Source organism: Staphylococcus devriesei, assembly GCF_002902625.1.
Lineage (GTDB): Bacteria > Bacillota > Bacilli > Staphylococcales > Staphylococcaceae > Staphylococcus > Staphylococcus devriesei.
Window position 1 is genome coordinate 1 of the sequence record NZ_PPRG01000006.1, and the last position, 17,550, is coordinate 17,550.

General features: G+C 32.2%; 17 protein-coding genes and 2 tRNA genes. 18 read left to right on the forward strand and 1 reads right to left on the reverse strand.

The annotated features are described in order from the left end of the window. Positions 1–1,100: FtsW/RodA/SpoVE family cell cycle protein (locus CD147_RS01195; protein WP_103165632.1), on the reverse strand; the 1,100-nt coding region annotated here is incomplete at its 3' end. A 672-nt stretch (positions 1,101–1,772) separates the two neighbouring features. Between CD147_RS01195 and CD147_RS01200 the strand changes: the two genes are divergently transcribed. The 18 genes from CD147_RS01200 (at position 1,773) to CD147_RS01285 (ending at position 17,409) form a co-directional block, all read left to right on the forward strand. Continuing rightward, complete coding sequence (locus tag CD147_RS01200; RefSeq protein ID WP_103165633.1) at positions 1,773–2,843, forward strand: D-alanine--D-alanine ligase; 1,071 nt, start codon at positions 1,773–1,775, stop codon at positions 2,841–2,843. Between the two features lie 15 nt (positions 2,844–2,858). Beyond that, a complete protein-coding gene (locus CD147_RS01205) occupies positions 2,859–4,214 on the forward strand; it encodes a UDP-N-acetylmuramoyl-tripeptide--D-alanyl-D-alanine ligase (RefSeq protein ID WP_103165634.1) in 1,356 nt (451 codons plus the stop codon). Positions 4,215–4,475: 261 nt separating this feature from the next. Continuing rightward, a complete protein-coding gene (gene cshA / locus CD147_RS01210; protein WP_103165635.1) occupies positions 4,476–5,990 on the forward strand; it encodes a degradosome RNA helicase CshA in 1,515 nt (504 codons plus the stop codon). A 333-nt stretch (positions 5,991–6,323) separates the two neighbouring features. Next, the gene (locus CD147_RS01215; RefSeq protein WP_103165636.1) at positions 6,324–6,803 is read left to right on the forward strand and encodes a PH domain-containing protein; all 480 of its coding nucleotides are present in this window, start codon (positions 6,324–6,326) and stop codon (positions 6,801–6,803) included. Continuing rightward, complete coding sequence (locus CD147_RS01220; protein WP_103165637.1) at positions 6,796–8,319, forward strand: PH domain-containing protein; 1,524 nt, start codon at positions 6,796–6,798, stop codon at positions 8,317–8,319. The genes CD147_RS01215 and CD147_RS01220 overlap by 8 nt, the downstream gene beginning before the upstream one ends. Next, on the forward strand, positions 8,312–8,827 hold the full coding sequence (locus CD147_RS01225) for a PH domain-containing protein (RefSeq protein WP_103165638.1): 516 nt from the start codon (positions 8,312–8,314) through the stop codon (positions 8,825–8,827). Before CD147_RS01220 ends, CD147_RS01225 begins: the two co-directional genes overlap by 8 nt. 22 nt (positions 8,828–8,849) lie before the next feature. Continuing rightward, positions 8,850–9,209 carry a holo-ACP synthase gene (gene acpS, locus CD147_RS01230; protein WP_103165639.1) on the forward strand — a complete coding sequence of 120 codons (360 nt, stop codon included), beginning with the start codon at positions 8,850–8,852 and terminating at the stop codon, positions 9,207–9,209. Positions 9,210–9,317: 108 nt separating this feature from the next. Then, on the forward strand, positions 9,318–10,466 hold the full coding sequence (gene alr / locus CD147_RS01235) for an alanine racemase (RefSeq protein WP_103165640.1): 1,149 nt from the start codon (positions 9,318–9,320) through the stop codon (positions 10,464–10,466). 86 nt (positions 10,467–10,552) lie between these two features. Further along, positions 10,553–10,723, forward strand: a complete 171-nt coding sequence (gene mazE, locus CD147_RS01240) for a type II toxin-antitoxin system antitoxin MazE (protein ID WP_103165641.1) — start codon at positions 10,553–10,555, stop codon at positions 10,721–10,723. After that, positions 10,720–11,085 (forward strand): type II toxin-antitoxin system PemK/MazF family toxin, encoded by a 366-nt coding sequence (locus CD147_RS01245; protein WP_103165642.1) that lies wholly within the window; start codon positions 10,720–10,722, stop codon positions 11,083–11,085. Before mazE ends, CD147_RS01245 begins: the two co-directional genes overlap by 4 nt. A 272-nt stretch (positions 11,086–11,357) precedes the next feature. Further along, positions 11,358–12,359 (forward strand): SpoIIE family protein phosphatase, encoded by a 1,002-nt coding sequence (locus tag CD147_RS01250; protein ID WP_103165643.1) that lies wholly within the window; start codon positions 11,358–11,360, stop codon positions 12,357–12,359. Positions 12,360–12,453: 94 nt separating this feature from the next. Continuing rightward, positions 12,454–12,780 (forward strand): anti-sigma factor antagonist, encoded by a 327-nt coding sequence (locus CD147_RS01255; protein ID WP_103165644.1) that lies wholly within the window; start codon positions 12,454–12,456, stop codon positions 12,778–12,780. Positions 12,781–12,808: 28 nt separating this feature from the next. Next, positions 12,809–13,261, forward strand: coding sequence for an anti-sigma B factor RsbW (gene rsbW, locus CD147_RS01260; protein ID WP_232806184.1), 453 nt, complete (start codon positions 12,809–12,811; stop codon positions 13,259–13,261). Beyond that, positions 13,236–14,006, forward strand: coding sequence for an RNA polymerase sigma factor SigB (gene sigB / locus CD147_RS01265; RefSeq protein WP_103165646.1), 771 nt, complete (start codon positions 13,236–13,238; stop codon positions 14,004–14,006). Before rsbW ends, sigB begins: the two co-directional genes overlap by 26 nt. 153 nt (positions 14,007–14,159) lie before the next feature. Next, complete coding sequence (locus tag CD147_RS01270) at positions 14,160–16,307, forward strand: Tex family protein (RefSeq protein ID WP_103165647.1); 2,148 nt, start codon at positions 14,160–14,162, stop codon at positions 16,305–16,307. Beyond that, entirely contained in the window at positions 16,300–16,755 is a 456-nt protein-coding gene (locus CD147_RS01275) for a SprT family protein (protein ID WP_103165648.1), read from the forward strand. Before CD147_RS01270 ends, CD147_RS01275 begins: the two co-directional genes overlap by 8 nt. A 472-nt stretch (positions 16,756–17,227) precedes the next feature. Beyond that, positions 17,228–17,313: transfer RNA gene (locus CD147_RS01280), tRNA-Leu, on the forward strand. 22 nt (positions 17,314–17,335) lie between these two features. Further along, positions 17,336–17,409: transfer RNA gene (locus tag CD147_RS01285), tRNA-Gly, on the forward strand. Positions 17,410–17,550 lie beyond the last annotated feature (141 nt).

Sequence of the window (17,550 nt, forward strand, 5' to 3'; positions counted from 1 at the left end):
AGATGTGTATAAGAGACAGGTAGTGGAATACCTGTGATTGGCAATAGTTGAATTGTCATACCTATATTTTGGAAGATATGAAATACTAATAATGAAACATAACCGATAATAAATATTTTACTAAATGATGACTCAACTTTTGTGGCTAGTCTAATTAAATGAAAGATTAGAGCTAAAAAGATAAGTAAAAGAACTACCGCCCCCAGGAATCCCATTTCTTCACCGACTACTGAAAAGATAAAGTCAGTGTGATTTTCAGGTATGTAGACCTCACCGTGATTAAATCCTTTACCAAATAATTGTCCTGAACCGATAGCTTTTAAAGATTCAGTTAAGTGGTAACCATCTCCGGCACTGTAAGAATACGGATCTAACCATGAATTAATACGTCCCATTTGATACATTTTTACGCCAAGAAGGCTCTCAATTAATGAAGGTTTATAAATAATTGCTAAAATAATGCTACTACCAATGATGAAAGCAGCAATAAATAGGGGCGCAAGAATTCGCCATGTAATACCACTTACTAGCATGATACCTACAATTACAGCACAAATCACAAGTGTTGTGCCTAAATCGTTCTGTAATAAAATCAATGCCATTGGAATAATAGAAATACCAATGATTTTAAAGAATAATACTAGGTCAGTTTGAAAAGATTTGTTAAAAGTAAAACGATTATGATTAGCTACTGCTTTTGCTAAAGCGATAATAAGTATAACCTTCATAAATTCAGAAGGTTGAATACTTACAGGACCAAACGTGTACCAACTTTTTGCACCATTAATGACTGGCGTGATTGGTGTTTCTGGAATAATAAGTAAGCCAATAAGTAAAATACAGAAGAATATGTATAACAGATAAGTATTATTTTTTATTTTTTTAGGTGAAAAGAGCATAATGATAAATGCTAATATAGCTCCTAAAATATAGTATATAATTTGGCGAACGCTAAAATTAGCGCTATATTGACCCCCACCCATTGCTGAGCTAATAGTAGTTACACTAATAATAGCTAAAATTGCTAACAATGCTATGAGTATCCAGTCGATTTTACGTAGCCAATGTTTTGAAGGCTGTTGACGGGATGAATATTTCATGAGAAAACTCCTTAAATTCCATAATCTAACGTTTAATATTATATATAGATTTTACATGACTTTATGTGAATATGCTAGAAAATAACTGAGAGATCTTTAAAATCATATTACTGAGAAATTAATATTTTATAAGACAAGGATGTATAGATAAAATAAAGATAATTTACGAGATGATGAATGCAAAATGGTAGAATACTGTGATAATATTGTCTTTTAGAAAGCATAAATTATACTAATCAAAATTATACAAGAGGTTGGGACAAAAATGTTTAGGATTTGAGCAGAACCGAACGATGAGCAAAAAATATTATCTCCTAATCTATGTGATTAGGCAGTAGTTGACTGAGATGAAGATGCGTCCAACCTGGACTTTCTTCATATATAGTCAACCTTGCCGGGGCGTGACGACGAAATCTTTGAAATTACATTAGATTTCAGTCCCGCTCCCTTTGTCGAATCGTGACGGTATCTGCCGAGAATCCTGCTTTTGGGATACCGTTTATCGGTTTCCCAGCGCACAAACGATTAATGTCTCAGTCTCAGAATGAAGTAACTATTAATTTAAAGAAAGTGCTATAACACAGAAGTTGAGATATCGTTATTGATATTCAAAAATATAAATTAGTAGCGATTAACTTCTCGTGTCGCATTTCTTAACGGAGGCAACTAAATATGGTAAAAGAAAATATTTGTATCGTATATGGTGGTAAAAGCGCAGAACACGATGTATCAAAACTGACTGCACAAAACGTTTTAAACGCGATTAACAAAGACAAATACCTTGTTGATATCATTTATATTACTAATGATGGACAATGGAAGAAAAAGAACGACATTTCATCAGAAATTAAATATGTGGAGGAACTTAGTTTAGAAGACGTTGAAGCTGGAGAAATCACATTACTACTTAAAGAAAGTAGCGAAGGTAAAAAATATGATGCTATTTTCCCATTATTACATGGACCTAATGGAGAAGATGGAACGATTCAAGGACTATTCGAAGTACTTGACTTACCATATGTAGGTAATGGTGTACTAGCCGCTTCTAGTTCAATGGATAAGTTAGTGATGAAACAATTGTTTGAACATAGAGGCCTACCACAATTACCATATATTAGCTTTTTAAGAAGTGAATATGAAAAATATGAAGGTAACATTATTAAACTTGTAAAAGACAAACTTACATACCCTGTCTTTGTCAAACCAGCTAACCTTGGTTCAAGTGTAGGAATTAGTAAATGTAACAATGAAGAAGAGTTAAAGGCTGGCATTGAAGAAGCATTCCAATTTGACCGTAAATTAGTTATTGAACAAGGTATCAATGCACGTGAAGTTGAAGTAGCGGTATTAGGTAATGACTATCCAGAAACAACATGGCCAGGTGAAGTCATTAAAGATGTAGCGTTTTATGATTATAAATCTAAATATAAAGACGGCAAAATTAGCCTACAAATCCCAGCAGAATTAGATGAAGAGGTTCAAATGACATTGCGTAATATGGCACTTGAAGCTTTTAAAGCTACAGACTGCTCTGGTTTAGTTCGTGCAGATTTCTTCGTAACAGAAGATAATCAAATTTTCATTAATGAAACTAATGCTATGCCTGGATTTACTGCATTTAGTATGTATCCAAGCCTTTGGGAAAATATGGGACTTTCATATTCTGAATTAATTACGAAATTAATTGAGTTAGCCAAAGAACGTCACGAAGATAAAAAGAAAAAAAAATATACTATTGATTAAGAGAGGGATTCAACTATGATTGAAGTATCATTAAGACAGATACAAACTTGGATACCTTGCGATATTGATGAACAATATTTAGAGAATACAATTAAAGGCGTTACAATTGATTCGCGTGCGATTATTGAGGGTATGTTATTTATCCCTTTCAAAGGTGAAAACGTCGATGGACATCGCTTCGTTAATCAAGCTTTGAAAGATGGTGCGGGCGCTTCCCTTTATGAAAAAGGGCATCCTATTAATGAGGACATAAATGGGCCAATTATTTGGGTAGAAGATACACTTACTGCACTTCAAAATCTTGCTAAGGCATACTTGCAATATGTTAATCCTAAAGTGATTGGGGTAACAGGTTCTAACGGTAAAACTACCACAAAAGATATGATTGAGAGCGTCTTAAAATCTGAATTTAAAGTAAAAAAAACACAAGGTAATTACAATAATGAAATTGGATTGCCATTAACTATTCTAGATCTTGATGAAGACACAGATATCTCCATTCTTGAAATGGGGATGTCAGGTTTTCACGAAATTGAATTATTATCAACAATCGCTCAACCTGATATTGCAGTCATCACTAATATAGGTGAATCACATATGCAAGATTTAGGTTCTCGCGAAGGTATCGCACAAGCAAAATCAGAAATTACGATTGGTTTAAAAGCAAATGGAACGTTTATCTATGATGGTGATGAACCATTATTGCAACCACACGTTAAAAACTTAAAACAAGTAAAATTATTAGGTGTAGGTTTAAATCATGATAACGCATTAGTATGTGAAGTTGAGAATAGTAAGAATGACGGAATTGCATTTAAAATAAATAATCAAGAATATTATGAATTACCAATTTTAGGTATTCATAATATGAAAAATGCTGCTATGGCTATCGCAATTGGTCATGAACTTGGATTAGACTATGCTACGATCCAACGGAATATTAACCATGTTCAACTAACAGGCATGCGTATGGAACGTCATGTAACTGATGAGCAGATTACTGTTATCAATGATGCATATAATGCTAGTCCGACAAGTATGAAAGCCGCTATTGATACGTTGAGTCAAATGGATGGACGTAAGATCATTGTTCTTGCTGATTCATTAGAATTAGGAGAAAATAGTCGCCAAATGCATAAAGACGTAGGGGCTCATTTAGAAGGCAAGCACATCCACACATTATTAACTTATGGCAATGATGCTAAATTGATAAGTGATGTAGGTGGACAATTTGTAGAAAATGTCGCTTACTTCACCGATAAAGAAGAATTAACTAAGTATTTAAAAGATTATTTAGTACCACAAGATAAAGTTCTAATCAAAGGTTCTCGAGGAAATAAACTTGAAGAAGTCGTCAACGAACTTATTTAAATTTTTCAATTAAATAAATTTGTATATAATAAGTCATTGTATGTGAGTGAAATCCGACAATGGCTTGTTTTTTATGGCCTTTTCCAAAGAAAAATATAAATACCATTACCCCCCAAATAATAAGAAATTAGGTTACGCTAACGAATTGCTTTATTGCGATATATATTTTTAGGTGGTACTATATAGAAGTTGACGTAATAAGAGGACCTTATATACACAGACGTATATTAATTAAATAAGAAAGTTTAAAGGAGAATTATATTGCAAAATTTTAAAGAACTAGGGATTTCGGATAAAACAGTTGAGACCCTTGAAGCAATGGGTTTTAAGGAACCAACACCTATCCAAACAGAAAGTATCCCTTACACATTAGAGGGAAAAGACGTCCTAGGGCAAGCTCAAACTGGTACAGGTAAAACAGGAGCTTTCGGGATTCCTTTAATTGAAAAAGTTGTCGGACAATCAGGCGTTCAAGCCTTAATCTTAGCACCGACTAGAGAATTAGCTATGCAAGTAGCGGAACAGATACGTGAATTCAGTCACGGACAAAATGTTCAAGTAGTTACTGTATTCGGTGGTATGCCAATCGATCGACAAATTAAAGCATTGAAACGTGGACCGCAAATTGTAGTAGGTACGCCAGGACGAGTTATCGACCATTTAAATCGTCGTACATTAAAAACTCAAGACATCCATACATTAATCTTGGATGAAGCGGATGAAATGATGAACATGGGATTCATCGATGATATGAGATTCATTATGGATAAAATTCCAGCTGAACAACGACAAACTATGTTATTCTCAGCGACAATGCCTAAAGCAATTCAAAGTTTAGTACAACAATTTATGAAATCACCACAAATTGTTAAAACAATGAATAATGAAATGTCAGATCCTCATATTGATGAGTACTATACAATTGTGAAAGAACTTGAAAAATTCGATACATTCACAAACTTCTTAGACGTTCATCAACCTGAATTAGCAATCGTATTTGGTAGAACAAAACGTCGTGTCGATGAACTAACAAGTGCATTATTATCTAAAGGCTATAAAGCAGAAGGTTTACATGGTGATATTACTCAAGCTAAGCGTTTAGAAGTCTTAAAGAAATTTAAAAACGACCAATTAGATATTTTAGTAGCTACAGACGTAGCAGCCCGTGGTTTAGATATCTCAGGCGTTAGTCATGTATATAACTTTGATATTCCTCAAGATACTGAAAGCTACACTCATAGAATTGGACGTACAGGCCGTGCCGGTAAAGAAGGTATCGCTGTAACGTTTGTTAATCCAATTGAAATGGATTATATTCGTCAAATTGAAGAAGCAAATAACAGAAGAATGAGCGCTTTAAGACCTCCTCACAGAAAAGAAGTACTAAAAGCACGTGAAGAAGATATTAAAGATAAAGTTAAAAACTGGATGTCACGTGAAAGTGAAGACCGTTTAAAACGTATTTCAAGTGAATTATTAGAAGAATATGATAGCACAGAACTCGTTGCATCATTATTACAAGAACTTGTAGAAGCTAATGATGAAGTTGAAGTTCAATTAACTTTTGAAAAACCTTTAGCACGTAAAAACCGTCAACAAGGTAAAGGTAATAACTCACGTCGTAGCGGTAAACGCAACAATAAATTTGATAATAAAAATAAACGTTCAAAAGGTAACTTTAACAAGAAAAAAGGAAAAAAACCTGAACGTCGCGACAATCAAAACAAAGGTAGATCATCTATGAAAGGTCGCACATTTGCCGATTTACAAAAATAATTAATAATCATTTATTTTTACGAGACTAAGCCATTTCTATATTAATGGTTTAGCCTCGTTTTTTGTTTTTAAGAAAATAATTAATGAATAGAGGTTATATGATGCACTAAATCATTTATTGCGCTTACTTTATTTTAGAAAGACACTATACAATTTTCAGAATTATATTCGCTGACTATCACAACTTTCTTTAATTCAATAATTTGTGTATAAAGTGTTATTAATATGAAATAAAATTTACTGTAAAATTAATAAATATTATTTTCATTTTATAATCTCATGAAAATGATAGTGAATATGATATAATGTAGAAAAAATACGAAGGAGTTTATTATGAAGTTAGAGAACTCATTTCATAAAAGTCCTAAAAACGCATATACTTATCATTGGATAAGTAGTGGTATTTCCTTTCTAATTGAACTTCTTTTACTTGGTGCCATATATGTAATGTGGAAGTATTTTACTTGGTACCAATTTATTATCTACATCTTAATCGGCTTACTTGTTTTATCTATAATCCGGTTAGTGAGCCAACCCTACATACGCTTTAACTATAGATATTATAGAAAAGAAAATAATAATTTAGAAACTAAAGCATTCTTTATTTTTAAAAATTATAAAATTATAAAAATTGAGCGTCTACAATATTTGAAGTTAAAAGCTAACCCAATAATGAAGAAATTAAAATTAAATAAAATCGTAGCTGTAACTGCTGGTCATGAAATTACATTGCCACTGGTTACAGAGCAAGAAGCCGAAAAATTAGCAAATGATATCTTTATTGAATTGAGAGGTGCAGATACTGATGTATAGCCCTCAGAAGTTACATCCTATTTCCTATCTTACCGCCTTAATCAAAGTAATCAAACAAAATATTTTAACTTTTATAGTCTTCATTGGCTTTAATATTTGGAATTTTGACTTTACTGAAATTAGACATTATATTGGACCAGCTATTTTCATAGTTATTGTTTTATTTGCTTCTATTAGTAAATTCATAGATGTACGTGTCACACGTTATTGGATTGAAGATGAGCATTTTATACTCACGTCAGGTTGGTTTAATAAAAAACGTAAAGAATTAAATATCAGTAGAATTCAATCTCTAGATACGACGCAAGGATTAATCAATCAGATTGTTGGTGGGGTAAGTCTACAAATTAAAACACCGAGTGATGGGGTTGAACTATCGACCATTTCAAAATCACAAAGTGATTTAATTGAACAAGCCATTCGTAAAAGACAAGTAGAATTAAAAGACGAAAACGAAGTTAATCCTCAAGTTAATACGAAAGAAGAAGACTTCGTTTATTCTGTTGGCAATAAAGAGACTACTATAAATCAACACCTTGAGAGTAAACCAATTTTTAAGATGTCTTTTGGCTCTTTATTATTGATGGCGATGACAAGTGGCGCTATAGGCGTGGCGTTTGCTACAATTTCCCCAATTATTGGTGCTTTTCAAGATGTTATTCCATGGGATGAATGGACAGAGAGCTTATGGCATTGGATAAATTCCATATCATTAATTGTAATCACTTGCCTAGCTTTTATATTAATCATTAGTTATATCATTGGCACGCTCATAACATTAATCCGGTATTATAATTACACTGTTAGCCAACAAGATAGCCAACTTAAAATTAGTTATGGATTGTTAAATGTTAAAAATATCACTGTGCCAACTAATCGACTACAAGCAGTGTTAGAGAAACAATCTTTCTTAAGAAGATTATTTGGATACACATCTATTCATTTTATCATCACCAGTGATCTAGACGTAGAATCCGAAGATGATGTCAGTAACAATGGAAAGATTATGATTTTACCGTTTATTAAACGTAAAGAAGCTTATAATATTATTGAAAGTCTCGTTCCTGAAATGCAATTTAGCAAAGTGCATAAAGGGAGGCCATGGCGTGGATACCATCGTCATTTCTTCATTCCAAGCTTAATTTTAATTATTGCAACATGCTTTGCTACTTACTTTTGGAGTGCTTGGAGCATTCTAATCACAGTGGTCATCATTATAAATATGGCGCTTCATGCATTGATTTATGTTCGTTCCTCAGGAATCCATTTTGAAAATGAAGAAATAGCACTGCGTCAAGTAAGTTTATTTGGATTTAATATATTTTATTTTAAAACGGATAAAATAATAGGAATGGAAACCAATCAACATCCATTCCTAGAAAGAAGTCAATTGTCAAACTTACATTTTATACTAGCTAAAGGTTCGATATTTGAAGACATTCATTTAAAATTTATTTCTGAAACTACAGCAAACTACTATATTAATGCATATTTAAGAGGTGAGTATAATGAATGATTATAAGTATATGCATCCACAAGGGCCAAAAGTAATAAGAATCGCTTCTTTAATTACATTTGCGATATTATTACTAATCTTAATTATCACAAATATAGTAGATATATACTTTATGCACCTAACGAAACCAATTTGGAGTGTCACTATTAGTGTAAGTATACTATTATTATTTTTAGTACTTTTTACTGTTATAACGCCTATCTTAAGGTATAAAAACTTCCGTTATTATTATAAAGATCACGAGATTTATATAAGAACAGGTATAATATTTATAAATACAAAAATTATTCCATTCTACCGCATACAAAATATTGATGTAGTAGAAGGATATCTTATGAGAAAATATCACCTAGCAACATTATATCTTTCAACTGCTGGTGGTAATTCAGAAATTCAATTAATTAATAAACAAGATGCCTATGAGTTAAAAAAGATTCTTCAAATTAAAAAAAGTAATCATAAAGACCAATTAATTGAAGAATCGACGGAAGAACAAATAAGTGAATAACTTGTTGAGCGAGGTTACGTTAATGATTTATGGAATTGGTAGTGATTTAATAGAAATAGAACGTATTAAAAAAGTTTATCTAAAACAGAAAAGCAAGTTAGTGGAACGTATATTAACAGAACAAGAACAAGAAAAATTCTATTCTTTTACGAGTGAAAAAAGAAAAGTAGAATTCTTATCAGGACGTTTTGCGACTAAAGAAGCTTTTAGTAAGGCGCTAGGAACGGGCTTAGGCAAAACAATATCATTTAATGATATTAACTGTTATAACGATGACAAAGGTAAACCTTGTATAGATTATGCGGGGTTTATAGTACATGTCACAATTACTCATACAGATAATTATGCGATGAGCCAGGTTATATTAGAAAAAGAAAGTTAATAAGCTTATAATTGTAACTATGCATACTAGTACGGTAATGAGATTTAAATAGCTTCTGATTTAAAAGTAAGCTAAATATTTAATCTCAAATTTTGAGGAGGACGTCTTATGTCAGACAAATTTTATAGAGCAACTTACTTAAACGTAGACTTAGAGGCTATTAAAGAGAATTACACTACTTTTACAAATCTTCATAAAGATAAAGTGATTATACCTGTAGTAAAAGCAAATAGTTATGGGTTAGGTAGTGTAAAAGTGGCTCAATATTTGATGAGACATGGTGCAGAATTTTTTGCAGTTGCCACATTGGATGAAGCAATTGAACTAAGAATGCATGGAGTTAATGCACAAATACTCATATTAGGCGTTATTCCATTAGAAGATATTAATAAAGCTATTCAACATAGAGTAGCAATTACAGTTCCTTCTAAACAATGGCTAGAAGAAGCCATTCATCTAATTGATGATGATAACGAGAAAAATTTATGGTTACATGTAAAACTTGATACTGGTATGGGCAGACTCGGCATAAAAACGCTTGAAGAATATAAAGAAGTTGTTAATTTAATTAGTTCGTATCAACATCTTGTATTTGAAGGCGTTTATACTCATTTTGCAAATGCAGATGAGCCAGGTGATTCAATTGAACAACAGTATGCGCTATTTGAAACGTTAGTAACACAAGTTGAACAACCGAAATATGTTCACTCACAAAACTCGGCGGGTGCATTATTAAAAGATTATGAACTATGTAATGCTTTAAGGGTAGGCATATCATTGTATGGTTATTATCCTTCAGAATTTGTCAGAGACAATGTACAAATTGAACTGAAACCAAGTGCCCGATTAATCACTCAAGTTGTCCAGACTAAATATTTAAAGGCAGGCGAATCTGTAAGCTATGGTAGTACGTACACTGCTACAGAAAATATGAGGATCGCTATTTTACCAATTGGCTATGCAGATGGCTACTTAAGATCGATGCAAGGTAGCTGTGTAAATATTAATGGTGACCAATGTGAAATTATAGGTCGTGTATGTATGGACCAAACAATCATAAAAATTCCAGAGACTGTTAAAGAGGGAGACATAGTTATTCTTTTAGAGAATCACATTGACTCGCCTCAATCTGCAGAAGCATTAGCTAAACAACAACATACGATAAGTTACGAAGTGTTATGCAATTTAGGAAGACGTGTTCCACGCGTATATAATATCGACGATCAAACATATGTCACCAATGAATTACTAAAATAGTATAGTCACTTGATACAAAATTTGTTATTATTAACTTAAATTAAGGTTTATAATGTTTATTTGGTACCAAATGGAGGTTCATTAGTATGTTAACTTTTAATCAGAATAGAAGCCACAGTCTTGAACAGTCTTTAAAAGAGGGCTATGTACAAATGGCCGATTTAAACCTCTCCCTAGCAACAGAAGCTTTCCCTCTTGAATGCGAAGCTTGTGATTGCAATGAAACATATATCATTTCTAATTATCAGAGTGAATGATTAGAAGAGGAGATGTATATTTAGCTGATTTGTCACCAGTACAGGGCTCAGAACAAGGGGGAGTCAGACCTGTAGTAATCATTCAAAATGATACTGGTAATAAATATAGTCCTACCGTAATTGTTGCTGCAATTACAGGTAGGATTAATAAAGCCAAAATACCAACCCACGTCGAAATAGAAAAACATAAGTATAAACTAGACAAAGACTCAGTAATTCTACTAGAACAGATTCGAACGCTTGATAAAAAGAGATTGAAAGAAAAATTAACCTATTTATCAGAAGAGAAAATGAAAGAAGTAGATGGGGCTCTAGATATTAGTTTAGGTTTACACGATGAGGTCAAACCTCAAAAAACTTAATGTTTTCCATGTATAAACCAAATATAAGCAAAACTAACTATTAAAGACAATGTTTTCATACTATTGATTATTTTGTAATCAATAAATGAGAAAAAGATGCTTATACATATAAATTAGTATTATTCTACAATAGTCTTACTATTTAGTCATTGTCTCTAGTTGCTGACTTTAGGTTATCCTAAAGTCTTTTTTAAATATAAGTATTATTTGCAATACGTTAATAAAGCTAATGAAGCGTAAGCAATGTAACTGCGAAGTAAGGAGGCAGATTCGTGGAAGAATTTAAAAAACACTATAAACGACTTATAGATGAGAGTTTAGTTGCTAAAAATAAAAAGCAATTTTTAGAAAAATGTCATGATTTTACTAATGAAGTAATCAAAAAAGATATTCTGCCTGAAGATGTTGTTGAAATCCATAAAACATATATCACTTCTTTAAATTTAAATGAAACACAGGTGTTTGAAACCTTAGATGTCTTGCAAGAAATAGTTAAAGGTTTTGGCTATAGTTATAGAGATTATCAAAAGCTTGTTGATAAAATGCAATTCCACGATAAAGAAATTGACTTAGCTTCCAGACTTCAACAAACGATGTTAAAAACGGATATACCTCAGTTTGATAGTATACAAATTGGAGTTATATCAGTTGCTGCTCAAAAAGTGAGTGGTGATTACTTTAACCTTATTGATCATAGAGATGGCACAATGAGTTTTGCGGTAGCAGATGTTATTGGTAAAGGTATACCGGCTGCCTTAGCCATGAGTATGATTAAATTTGGAATGGACTCTTATGGCCATTCCCAGTTACCAAGTGACGGATTAAAGAGGCTTAACCGCGTAGTAGAAAAAAATGTTAACCAAAATATGTTCGTGACTATGTTCTATGGTTTGTATGAAGAGATGAATCATTTACTTTATTGCAGTTCAGCTGGCCATGAACCTGGATATATATATCGAGCAGAAACAGAAGATTTTGAAGAAATTGACGTAAGAGGCCGAGTTCTAGGTGTTAATCAACACACTCGATATAGTCAGCAAGAAATTCAAATTAATTTAGAGGATTTAGTCATTATTTTTACTGATGGCGTGACAGAAGCAAGAAACACAGATGGTGAATTTATTGATAAAGATACATTGCTTAATTTAATTCATAAATATAAACATATGCATCCGCAAGATATTGTACAAATTTTGTATGAAGCTATTTTAAAAATTCAAAATCCAAATAAACGTGACGATATGACCATTTTAATCATAAAAAGAGTAAATTAAATATTAAATTTTTTGATTATATAATTACTACAATGGGTAGACTTGTATAGTATACATATTATTGAATAAGAAAATACTAGGAGTGTAAAAAACTATGAATCTTAATATTGAAACGGTAACTCACGATAACTATTATGAAGTTATTGTAGCCGGAGAGTTGGACGTTTATACAGTACCTGAATTAGAAGAAGTACTTGTACCAATGCGTCAAGAGGGTACACATGATATCCATGTAAATTTATCTAATGTAAGTTATATGGATTCAACGGGCTTAGGATTGTTCGTAGGTACTTTAAAAGCATTGAACCAAAATGATAAAGAATTATATATATTAGGTGTATCAGATAGAATTGGAAGATTATTTGATATAACTGGTCTTAAAGACTTAATGCATGTTAATGAAGGAACGGAGGTAGAGTAACTTGCCAATTAAAAACGACTATATCGAAATGAAATTACCTGCCTCTGCGGAATACGTGAGTTTAATACGTTTAACGTTGTCAGGTGTATTTTCTAGAGCCGGCGCTTCGTATGATGATATTGAAGATTCTAAAATTGCTGTTAGTGAAGCAGTTACGAATGCTGTAAAACATGCCTATAAACATGAATCAACAAATGGTATGATAAACTTATGTTTTGAACTATTTGATGATAAAATTAAAATTGTCATTTCAGATCAAGGTGAAAGTTTTGATTATGAAACAACTAAAGCACAATTAGGTCCTTACAACGATAACGAAAATATTGATTTCTTACGTGAAGGAGGATTAGGTCTATTCTTAATTGAATCCTTAATGGATGAAGTAAAAGTGTTTAAAGAGTCTGGTGTAACCATCAGCATGATTAAGTATATAAAAAAAGAGCAGGTGCCAAATAATGACGAAAGAGTCGAAATCAGTTAATGATGTATCACCTGAACAAATAAACCAATGGATTAAAGAACATCAAGAGAATGCAAATACTGATGCTCAAGATAGACTAGTTACTCACTATCGTAAATTAATCGAGTCGCTAGCCTATAAATATTCTAAAGGACAATCACATCACGAAGATTTAGTTCAAGTTGGTATGGTTGGTTTAATAGGTGCTATTAACAGATTTGATATATCTTTTGATCGCAAATTTGAAGCATTTCTAGTGCCAACTGTTATTGGTGAAATTAAAAGATATTTAAGAGATAAAACATGGAGTGTTCATGTTCCTAGAAGAATTAAGGAGATTGGACCTCGAATAAAGAAGGTGAGCGACGAATTAACTAATGAGTTAGAACGTTCACCCTCAATTACAGAAATTGCTGATCGTTTAGAGGTTACAGAAGAAGAAGTTCTTGAAGCCATGGAAATGGGACAAAGCTATAATGCTTTAAGCGTAGACCATTCCATAGAAGCGGATAAAGATGGATCGACAGTTACATTATTAGATATTATGGGACAACAAGATGATAATTATGACTTAACGGAAAAACGTATGATTCTTGAACGCATCTTGCCAATCTTATCTGATAGAGAAAGAGAAATTATTCAATGTACATTTATTGAAGGTTTAAGTCAAAAAGAAACTGGCGAACGTATAGGTTTAAGTCAAATGCATGTTTCGAGATTACAAAGAACAGCAATTAAAAAATTACAACAAGCAGCAAAACAATAATAGAATAGATGATAACCTATAAGCCTAGAATATTTCGTGAAGAAATGTTCTGGGTTGTTTAATTTTATTAGATTTGTAAAATGAGGCTAGATAAAATAATATATTGAAATATGCTAAAATTAGATAGAAATATTGGAAAAGTGTGGTTAGATAATGGATAAAAAACTAATTGATGACATTGCGACAAAGTATCAATTTTCAGAAAAACAAATAACAGCAGTATTGAATCTATTAGAAGAAAACAATACTGTACCTTTCATCGCTCGATATAGAAAAGAAGCTACTGGAGGATTAGATGAAGTACAGATTAAACAAATTTCCGATGAATATCAATATGTAGTGAATTTACAAAAACGTAAAGAAGAAGTTATACATAATATTGAACAACAAGGGTTATTAACTCAAGAACTCCGTCAAGAGATTTTAAAACAAAATAAATTACAACGTGTTGAAGATTTATATAGACCTTATAAACAGAAAAAGAAAACTAGAGCCACGGAAGCCAAAAGAAAAGGGTTAGAACCGTTAGCGACATTTATTCTGTTAGGAAAAGATAAAAATATACAAGAAGAAGCGCGACGTTACTTATCTGAAGAGATTGAGACAGAGGAAGTAGCTATCCAAGGCGCACAGGATATTATTGCAGAACAAATTTCTGATAATCCTAAATATCGTAGTAAATTATTAAAAGATGTTTACCAACAAGGGCAGGTTGTGACTTCCAAGAAAAGGAAAGCAGAAGATGAAAAAGAAATCTATGCCATGTATTATGACTACTCTGAACCAGTGAAAAGAATTGCTAATCATAGAATATTGGCTATGAACCGGGGAGAAAAAGAAAAAGTATTATCTGTCAAAATTGAATTCGATACCTCACAAATTGAGGCATTTATTGAAAAGAAAGAGATTCAAAACTCAAACGTTCATTTGAACTATATACGTGAAGCCATTCAAGATAGTTTGAAACGTTTGATTATGCCTTCAATTGAAAGAGAAATTCGCGGAGATCTAACTGAAAAAGCAGAAGCTCATGCCATTGAAGTGTTTAGCGAGAACTTAAAGAATTTACTACTACAGCCACCTATGAAAGGTAAACAAATTCTAGGGGTCGACCCAGCATTCAGAACTGGATGTAAATTGGCAGTGATTAATCCATTTGGAACGTTTATTGCCAAAAGTGTAATTTATCCGCATCCACCTAAATCTCATGTTGATGCTGCGGAGAAAGAATTAGTGAAAGTCATCCGTGAAAATAATGTAGAACTTATCGCTATAGGTAATGGAACAGCTAGTCGTGAAACTGAGCAATTTATTGCCAATGTTATTAATAAATATAAACTTAATGCGCAATTTATTATTGTTAATGAAGCGGGGGCGTCTGTATATTCAGCTTCAGAAATTGCAAGAACAGAGTTTCCTAATTTTCAAGTAGAAGAAAGAAGTGCAGTTTCCATTGGTCGACGCGTTCAAGATCCACTAAGTGAATTAGTAAAAATAGATCCTAAATCTATTGGAGTTGGTCAATACCAACACGATGTGAATCAAAAAGAATTAGAACAAGCCTTAACATTTGTTGTAGAAACAGCAGTTAACCAAGTTGGTGTCGATGTGAACACTGCTTCTAAATCATTATTACAACATGTTTCTGGATTGTCAGGTGCTATTGCTCAAAATATTATTAATTATCGTGAAGAAAATGGGGCAATAAAACATAATAAAGAAATTAGTAAAGTTAAAAGATTAGGTGCTAAAACATATGAACAAAGTATCGGCTTCCTAAGAATTGTCAATGGTACAGAACCCCTTGATAACACATCAATACATCCCGAAAGTTATCAAGTAACTTATCAACTTCTCGATAAATTAAATCTAACGATTGAAGATTTAGGTTCTGAAAAGCTAAAACAAACATTAGCCAAAGCAGATATTGAAGTGTTAGCTAATGAATTAGAAGTAGGACTCCCAACCTTAGAAGATATTATTAAATCATTAATGGCCCCTAATCGCGACCCTAGAGATGAATATGAAACACCAATTCTTAAATCTGATGTATTATCAATTGAAGATTTATCAGAAGGAATGAAGCTTAGTGGTACAGTGAGAAATGTAGTTGATTTTGGCGCCTTCGTTGATATAGGTGTAAAACAAGATGGATTAGTACATGTCTCAAAACTTTCTAAGAAATTTGTGAAAAACCCGATGGATATAGTAAGCGTCGGAGACATAGTCGACGTATGGATTCTTAGCATTGATAAAAATAAAGATAAAGTTTCATTAACAATGATTAACCCAAATGAATAATTTAGAGTTACAACAATTGGTAGAAGAAGTCTCGGTAGAAGAATTTGCCAGGGCTTTTGAACATAAAGCGTTATTCAATAAACGGCTAAGAACTACTGGTGGACGTTATTTACTCGACTCACATAACATTGAAATCAATCCTAAACAATATGAGACTTATGGTAATGACGCATTAGTAGATATTATAAAGCATGAACTTTGTCATTATCATTTACATTTATTGGGAAAAGGATATAAGCATAGAGATCGAGATTTTAAAACATTGAGTAAACAAGTTAATGCACCTAGGTTTTGTACTCCAATAGATAGTTATGAACAACGAGCTAACTATATTTATCAATGTATTAAATGTAATAATGAATATCTCAGAATTAGGAAAGTAAATATAAAAAAGATGAGATGCGGTTATTGTGGTGGAAAGCTAAAACTCAAAAAATCAATGAAATAAAAATTTAGTTTACAACTTTAATAAGCTATATAAATATCTAGCTATATCAAGAATAGTCATGGAAGAATTTCTTAATGAAATTATATTTCTTCCGTGACTATTTTTTGTTATACAAGGAGAAAAATGGATGGTAGTAGTGTATATTTATTTAACACGGCGCAAGTAATTAATATCCTAGTAATGAATATAGATATAAAATATTAGAGAGCTAAGAATAAGAGCGAATAGAAATAGTTGATTTAAATCATAGCGTATAGTTAATTATTGGCTAAGTTACTTTTTGAAATTATAGTATTGACATTAATGATTCAAACATGTATTATAGATATCGTTGCGTTAATAAATGACTCAATGTTAAGTGTTTGTAAAACACTATTAAAAAAGTATTAAAAAGTTATTGACTTTTTATTACATAGCATTTACAATTGATAATGTTCTCGATAATGATTTGAATAATTATCGCGTTTTGCCAGCGGTCGTGGCGGAATGGCATACGCGCTAGGTTGAGGGCCTAGTGGGAGAAATCCCGTGGAGGTTCAAGTCCTCTCGGCCGCACCAAATAATCTTTCTAATTAAATATGCGGGTGTAGTTTAATGGCAAAACCTCAGCCTTCCAAGCTGATGTTGTGGGTTCGATTCCCATCACCCGCTCCATTATTTTAATGAACATTGAAAACTGAATGACAATATGTCAACGTTAATTCCAATAAAGTAACTTAAATGTTACAAACATTATTTAGTATTATGAGCTAATCAAACATCATAAATTTTTATGGAGAGTTTGATCCTGGCTCA